This window comes from uncultured Porphyromonas sp., from assembly GCF_915070105.1.
Taxonomy (GTDB): Bacteria; Bacteroidota; Bacteroidia; order Bacteroidales; family Porphyromonadaceae; genus Porphyromonas.
Map to the genome: position 1 here is coordinate 1 of NZ_CAJZFJ010000104.1, position 4,660 is coordinate 4,660.

Consider the following 4,660-nt stretch of genomic DNA (forward strand, 5'->3'; position numbering starts at 1 on the left):
GCCCAGAGGCAGGAGGTAGCTACGGTAGGAGGCAGAGGCCTGGAACACGGGGACGTTGATCTTCGTATCACCGACTTCCTGCTCGATAGAGCCAGCTACCACTTGGATAGAGGAGTCGGGGTTGTTAGCGATCACGAAGAGCTTAGAGAGGTCGGTACCATCCTTCAGTAGGGAGTCCTTAGCTGCCACCCATACGGTATCACGACGGATAAGGCCCTTGCGAGCTGCATCCTCTTCGCTTAGACCCTGGTCACGCATAGCACTCGTATAGTCACCCTCTGCACGGATGTAGAAGATACGACCATTGTTGAGGAAGTCGATCAGCTCTTCCTTGCTTGCATACTTATCATAGACGCTCTTGTAAGCATCTTCATAGGTAGCGATCTTCTTGAGTTGTTTTTGCAGGACTAGTTCGATCTCCGTCTGCTTCTTGTCGAAGCTCACTGGAGCTAGGACGCTCTGCACAGTGACATACGCTAGGGCGACCACAGCTAGTGCTACCACTAGTAGAATAACTTTCTTCATTGCTATTGTATGTAGTATTTTAATTAGTCTTCATATTGTCTTAGCTAGGCTACCGATAGAGCATATATGCTATGATTGCACTAACTTCACACCAACAAAGATAGAAATTATTATTACATGCCGTACACCGCTCTCGCCGATCAGCTCCTGCATACCAGCACTGAGGAGCTCACTACAGACCAGGCTACAGCCCTTCGCAGGCTAGCAGATTACCTCAGTGAGCCCTCTCCCTATGCCCTATTCTTGCTACGTGGTTATGCGGGTACGGGGAAGACCTTCCTACTTCGCCTCATCACTGAGGTAGCGATAGGTGCAGGGCTACGAGTAGAGCTCATGGCCTCCACCGGCAGGGCAGCCAAGGTTCTCTCTACGACGACAGGGCGACAGGCCACCACCATCCACCGTACTATATATAGAGCGACGACACAGATGCAGGAGGAGGGTGGAGCCTTCCAGCTCGCCTCGGCATCGAGTAAGCAGCCCACCCTCTTCATCGTAGACGAAGCCTCCATGATCACGGGAGACAGCTCCGAGGCGACACCCTTTGGCTCAGGCAATCTCCTAGATGACCTCCTAGCCTATGTCTGGTCTGCCGATGAGTCCAAGCTCCTACTAGTCGGTGACACGGCTCAGCTCCCCCCCGTGGGCTCTAGTCTCAGTGATGCTCTCTGCCCAGAGGTGCTCTCCTCCCGCTATGGGATGACCATCTACGAAGCAAGCCTAAGGCAAATCGTCCGACAGAAGAAGGGCGGGATACTACATAATGCCACCTGCCTACGCGAACTCATCGACAGCTCCGAGGACGAAGATGCAGAAGAGCTCCTCCCGATACATCTAGAGACAGAAGGCTGGCGAGGGATCACCTGTGTCGAGCACGGCCTAGTACTAGAGACCATCGAGGCGGCCTATGACCGCTATGGGATGGAGGAGTGTCTGCTCATCTGCCCCTCCAACAAGCGTGCACTGGAGCTAAACCAAGCCGTACGGAGCCACATCTTCTACCACGAGGAGGCGATCGTACGTGGAGAGCGACTGATCGTAGCACGCAACAACTACCACTACACCAAGCGCCCCGACCACTCGGACTTCATCGCCAACGGCGAGATCATCGAGGTCGTCCGCCTACATCGCTATTACCATGAGTATGGGCTGGACTTCGTCGATGCCACCATCTATCTCCCTGACCGAGGGGACGAGCTGGAGGTGCGTCTCCTCCTCACCTCTTTAGTAGACCCCGAACCTCAGCGAAGCAGTCAGAAGCGACAGGAGCTCTTCAATGCCATCGCCGAGGGCTATGCCGACATCAGCTCTGTCGTAGCTCGGCGTAAAGCTATCCGAGCCGATCACTTCTGGGGAGCACTAGAGGTCAAGTATGGCTATGCCACGACAGCGCACAAGGCACAGGGTGGGCAGTGGTCATGTGTCTTCATCGACCTTGGGCTCATCGGCTACCTCCCCTTAGACCGCAATATGGCTCGCTGGCTCTACACCTCGCTCACCCGTGCCACCAAGCGAGTCTACCTGATGAACTACACGGAGGATCTCGTAGACTAAGCCCCGACAAACTCTACACCCCTCCCTCCTCACTCCGAAGAAGTAGAAAGCACCAAACTCCACTCATATATTATAATGAGTGAGTGGTGGAAAGTATATCTAGCGCTACTATCCTCTAACGAGATAGGGGGGAAAGGGATGAAGCCATGCAGAGGTAGAGGTTAAGAGAGCTCTTATTTCCGAGGGCTTCCTACACTCCCACATTGGACATTCCGAGGGGGATAAAATGACCATACTAAGAACGCATTTGCGCTCCTATAATGAACGCCCTCGTCACCTATGTAAGGTGACGAGGGCGTTCTTACCGAGAGCGCATCAGGGCTCTCGGTATGTTCGTTTTTGCCCCTCAGGTATGTTTGATACAGAGGTTGTTACACGAGGGTTTTTCCTCCATTCTCCATTAAGGGAGGAGTCCGCATTCGACACTCCCCCTCTGATCTCTAATGTAGGTAGCTGCGTATGAGCCTACGATGTCGGGATAACATGAGGAATGGAGCCCCCCTCTATGGGGAATAGCGAATAAGCTCCCCAAGGTCGAGCCCCAACAATCCAGTAGCGATACCACACGAAGCCATACTCCAAAGGATACCGATAGTACAAAGTGAGGACGAAGAAGCTATACCTATGACCTCAAAGCCCCCTACGAAAGGGGGAGGTACCACGAGAATGTAGTATCTTTGTGTCACGTACATTAATAATATACTTGGTCACCCCAGTGATGGGGTATTGCCTGCCTAGTATAAAGACAACGACAGGATGAAACAACTCCAAAGACCCTACGCTGCGACCCTACTCGCAGTAGCTTTATTCACAACGACAGCCTGTGGAGCCAAGGCTGTAGCCCGATCTACCTACCGAGAGAATAGCGACCTAATCGCTTCCCCTACCCTCGCCCAGTATGATCAAGCTACGGAAGAGATCCAACCTGCACCCACCTCTAGCACCAAGAAAAAGAAGTCCACACGTCGCAAGCATCGCTCCAAGGCCAATCGATCAAGGGGCTCCGTCTCTGCCTGTGCCACCCAGTCCTCTCGGCACGGTACGAGTGGCCGTGGCTACTCCTACAAGCCCATCACACTCATGGCCGGCACGCCTAGCCTCATACGCACCGTAGTGGACCATGGGCAGAAGCTCCTAGGACACCGCTACCGCACCACGGGTATCGCCAAGTGGCCACTAGACTGCTCGGGCTTCGTCAGCTATATCTATTCCCTAGAGGGGATCAAGATCCCCCGCTCCTCGGGTGCCATCGCTACCTATGCTGACAAGATCAAGGATCCACAGCCAGGCGACCTACTCTTCTTCAAGGGGCGCAATCGACGTCAGAGCCGTGTCGGGCATGTAGCTATGGTAGTCAGCAATGACAATGGACAGATCAAGATGATGCACAGTAGCTGCAGCCTCGGGATCGTCATCGAGAGCTACAACGATAGCCCCTACTATACCTCCCGCTACCTAGGCGCAGGCCGCCTACCCGAGGTAGCGAGCCACTGGCAGGGACGACGAGACTCTACCTTCCTGCGCTAGTGCCCTATGCTACAGGTAGAGCATCTCGCTAAGAGCTATGGGGACAGAGTCCTATTCTCCGAGGTCTCCTTTGCCATCGACCGAGGGCAGAAGGTAGGGCTCATCGCCCCAAATGGCACTGGGAAGTCCACCCTCATGCGTATCCTCCTCGGGCTAGAGCCTCAGGATACAGGGAGCGTCGTCTATGAGCGAGACCTTCACCGAGCCTTCCTTCCCCAGCTCCCCGACCTCCCCAAGGACAAGACGATCCTAGAGGCTTGCTTTAGCCAGTATGATCCTGTGGCTCGCCTTACCCTCCAATGGGAGTACGCAGTATCCGAGGGGGACAGCGAAGCGATGGAGCATCTACTACCCGAGATGGAAGCTCTAGGAGCTTGGGACTACGAGCAGCGTGCAAAGGAAATCCTCGGTGCCCTAGGTATCCACGACTACAAGCGTCCCATCGAGCGACTCTCCGGGGGCGAAGCTAAGCGTGTCGCCCTAGCAGGCACCCTCATTGGGCAGCCTGACCTCCTATTCCTCGATGAGCCGACGAACCACCTTGACCTCAAGAGCATCGAGTGGCTAGAGAATTACCTCGCTCGCTCCACGATGGGACTCCTCTTAGTGACACACGACCGCTACTTCCTAGACCGAGTGTGCAACCACATCATCGAGCTGGACAACGGTAGCCTCTACCGCTACAAGGGTAACTACGACTACTACCTGCAGAAGCGACAGGAGCGACACGACCAGCAGGAGGCCTCCCGAGAGCGAGCTCTCAATCTCTATCGTCGTGAACTGGACTGGATGCGCCGACAGCCTCAGGCTCGGGGAACGAAGGCACAGTATAGAATCGATGCCTTCCACGAGCTCGAGCAGCGTACGCAGGCTATACAGCGTACGGGACGTATGGAGCTCGGGGCAGCACAGGCGGGACACATAGGGAAGAAGATCTTCGAAGCCGAGCATGTCTCGAAGCGCTTTGGGGACAAGGTCATCCTAGATGACTTCAGCTACATCTTCAGCCGGCGAGACAAGGTCGGCATCGTCGGCGCCAATGGTGTGGGCAAGA

Annotated in this window: 4 protein-coding genes; 3 read left to right on the forward strand and 1 reads right to left on the reverse strand. The window is 54.9% G+C overall.

The features are described from left to right. On the reverse strand, nucleotides 1-525 hold a 525-nt coding region (locus QZ554_RS08145; protein WP_297195707.1), incomplete at its 3' end, for a hypothetical protein. A 117-nt stretch (nucleotides 526-642) separates the two neighbouring features. On the opposite strand from QZ554_RS08145, the gene QZ554_RS08150 reads away from it, so the two are divergent. The 3 genes from QZ554_RS08150 to QZ554_RS08160 all read left to right on the forward strand — a co-directional run. After that, entirely contained in the window at nucleotides 643-2,079 is a 1,437-nt protein-coding gene (locus tag QZ554_RS08150) for an AAA family ATPase (protein ID WP_297195708.1), read from the forward strand. 756 nt (nucleotides 2,080-2,835) lie between these two features. Then, the gene (locus QZ554_RS08155; protein ID WP_297195709.1) at nucleotides 2,836-3,606 is read left to right on the forward strand and encodes a C40 family peptidase; all 771 of its coding nucleotides are present in this window, start codon (nucleotides 2,836-2,838) and stop codon (nucleotides 3,604-3,606) included. 6 nt (nucleotides 3,607-3,612) lie between these two features. Further along, nucleotides 3,613-4,660: ABC-F family ATP-binding cassette domain-containing protein (locus QZ554_RS08160; RefSeq protein WP_297195710.1), on the forward strand; the 1,048-nt coding region annotated here is incomplete at its 3' end.

Excerpts from the sequence above, each read along its gene's own strand:
- QZ554_RS08150 (WP_297195708.1), top strand. The coding sequence starts at position 643 with ATGCCGTACACCGCTCTCGCCGATCAGCTCCTGCATACCAGCACTGAG.
- QZ554_RS08155 (WP_297195709.1), top strand. The coding sequence starts at position 2,836 with ATGAAACAACTCCAAAGACCCTACGCTGCGACCCTACTCGCAGTAGCT.